4 protein-coding genes are annotated in these 2,447 nt (G+C 33.2%); all 4 read left to right on the top strand.

What is annotated here, in order from left to right; translation table 11 throughout:
• The first annotated feature begins 132 nt into the window (after window positions 1-132).
• The 4 genes from HNS38_RS19915 (at window position 133) to HNS38_RS19930 (ending at window position 2,383) form a co-directional block, all read left to right on the top strand.
• Complete coding sequence (locus HNS38_RS19915) at window positions 133-750, top strand: Crp/Fnr family transcriptional regulator (protein WP_172346990.1); 618 nt, start codon at window positions 133-135, stop codon at window positions 748-750.
• A gap of 85 nt (window positions 751-835) precedes the next feature.
• Window positions 836-1,045 (top strand): DUF2892 domain-containing protein, encoded by a 210-nt coding sequence (locus HNS38_RS19920; protein WP_172346991.1) that lies wholly within the window; start codon window positions 836-838, stop codon window positions 1,043-1,045.
• 1 nt (window position 1,046) lies between these two features.
• A complete protein-coding gene (locus tag HNS38_RS19925; protein WP_172346992.1) occupies window positions 1,047-1,505 on the top strand; it encodes a hypothetical protein in 459 nt (152 codons plus the stop codon).
• Window positions 1,506-1,513: 8 nt separating this feature from the next.
• Window positions 1,514-2,383, top strand: a complete 870-nt coding sequence (locus HNS38_RS19930) for a cation diffusion facilitator family transporter (protein ID WP_172346993.1) — start codon at window positions 1,514-1,516, stop codon at window positions 2,381-2,383.
• Window positions 2,384-2,447: the final 64 nt, after the last annotated feature.

Raw genomic sequence — 2,447 nt, forward strand, 5'->3', positions numbered from 1 at the left:
ATACGAATTTAAATCGAAAGCTACCTCCCTTTGGGGAGGTTTAGTTCAACAATGTGTATAGTGCATAGCACCCTGCGGGATGCTACGACACCATACACGGAACGTTGTGTGCAACCAAAAAAAAGACGTAAAATGGAATTTGACAGAAGAATATTATCTTTTCTTAAACCTGATTTGGTTGAACAAATACTGCAAGAATCAAGCATAAAGCAATTCCCAAAAGGAACTGAAATTTTAAGAGAACAGCAGTATGTCAAAGTTTTACCGATTGTTGTTAGTGGCCTGATAAAAGTGTATTCAAGATTTGATGAGAAAGAATTACTACTCTACTATATCGAATCTGCCCAAAGCTGCGTAATGTCTTTTTATGCCGCTTTAAAAAATACACCAAGTAAAGTATTTGCAACAACAGAAGAAGATTCAACAGTACTTTTATTACCTGTTCATTTATTACCAACTTGGCTAAAAGAACATCAGGACTTCAACGAACTTTTCTACAATCAGTTTAATCTAAGATATTCGGAGCTTTTAGACACAATAGGTAGCTTGTTATTGGATAAAATGGATAAAAGACTATTCGACCATTTGAAAAAGAAAACTGAATTAAGTCATAGCAATTCTGTTAGTATGAGTCATTCCCAAATAGCGAATGAATTAGGGACTGTTCGTGAAGTTGTTACTAGAGTTTTAAAAAAGCTTGAAACAGAGGGAAAAGTTGAACAAAAATCAGGAAAAATAAGAATTATTTAAGAGTAGTGACTGCAGTCACTGCATAGCTGTAAACGACTATTTACCTTTGTCATGTAATCTTACAATAATTAAAAAATTATTCATTATGAAAAAAAATATGGGTTCAGCAGACAGAATTATAAGAGTTGTAATCGCTGCAATAGTTGGTGTTCTTTATTTTACAGGAACAATATCAGGTACTTTAGGCATCATTTTATTGGTACTTGCAGGAGTATTCGTTTTAACAAGTGTGATTAGCTTTTGTCCGCTTTATGCACCGTTTGGAATTAAAACTTGTCCCACAAAAGATAAATAATATGAAAGTGATAAAATTAACATCAATTGTACTAGGAATACTTAGTTTGGTATTTGTTGTCTCTTGTAGTAAGGATGATGATAATCCAACTAATAATACCCAAACTACGGTACAAAGTAATGTTCAAAGTGGCACTTGGCGAATAACTAAATTTATTGACTCAGGAACAGACGAAACAAATCATTTCCTAGGTTATAATTTTACCTTCAACAGTTCAGGAGTTTTAAACGCAAATAATGGAACTAATAATTTTGACGGAACTTGGAGTATAACCGACAGTAATAGTAATGATGATAGTCAAGATGATTTAGACTTCAACATCAATTTTAATCTGACTAATGATTTTGAAGATTTAAACGATGATTGGGATTTCATTTCTCAATCATCCACAAAAATTGAACTTATAGACGTTAGTGGTGGAAACGGTGGTACTGATTATCTGACATTCGAGAAGAATTAGACCGAAAATTGAATAACGAACAAACAGCAATACGAACAACTTATTTCAGTATAATTGGAAATGCTGCTTTAGCTTTGATAAAAGGACTTGCGGGAGTCTTTGGAAATTCTTACGCCTTAATTGCAGATGCGATTGAATCAACAACTGATATTTTCGCTTCATTTTTAGTTTTATTAGGTTTTAAATATGCAAAACGTCCAGCGGACGAAAACCATCCGTATGGACACGGAAAAATTGAACCATTAATTACATTTGGAGTTGTTGCTTTTCTTGTGGTTTCTGCTACAATAATTGCATATGAAAGTATCCAAAACATCCAAACACCTCATAAAATTCCGAAATCTTGGACTTTGATTGTTTTGGGACTAATAATAGTTTGGAAAGAAATCTCTTTTCAAATAGTGATTAGAAAAAGTAAACAAACCAAAAGTTCTTCACTTAAAGCAGATGCTTGGCATCATCGAAGTGATGCTATTACTTCCATAATGGCATTTATCGGAATTTCAATAGCAATAATATTCGGAAAAGGTTATGAAACTGCTGATGATTGGGCAGCCTTATTTGCTTCTGCTTTCATCTTGTATAATAGTTATTTAATATTAAGACCAGCATTAGGAGAAGTTATGGACGAACAACTTTATGACGACCTAATACTTGAAATTAGAGAAAAATCAATAGAAGTTAAAGGTGTTTTGGACACGGAAAAATGTTTTATCCGAAAATCAGGAATGAAATTTCACGTTGATTTACACGCAATTGTGAATAGTGAAATAACAGTAAAATCAGGGCACGAGATTGCACATAAATTAAAGGACTATTTACGAGAAGAAATACCGAATTTAGGACACGTACTAATTCATATTGAACCGAATGAATAAAAGGCAGCACACAACAATTAAGCATCGTTTTCAGCCCTAAGCCGTGGAGCTAAGCATTTACTTA

This window comes from Lentimicrobium sp. L6 (assembly GCF_013166655.1).
Lineage (GTDB): Bacteria > Bacteroidota > Bacteroidia > Bacteroidales > UBA12170 > UBA12170.

Bases quoted from the DNA above. Each gene is read 5' to 3' on its own strand.
- HNS38_RS19915 (WP_172346990.1), top strand. From the start codon at position 133: ATGGAATTTGACAGAAGAATATTATCTTTTCTTAAACCTGATTTGGTT.
- HNS38_RS19920 (WP_172346991.1), top strand. From the start codon at position 836: ATGAAAAAAAATATGGGTTCAGCAGACAGAATTATAAGAGTTGTAATC.
- HNS38_RS19925 (WP_172346992.1), top strand. From the start codon at position 1,047: ATGAAAGTGATAAAATTAACATCAATTGTACTAGGAATACTTAGTTTG.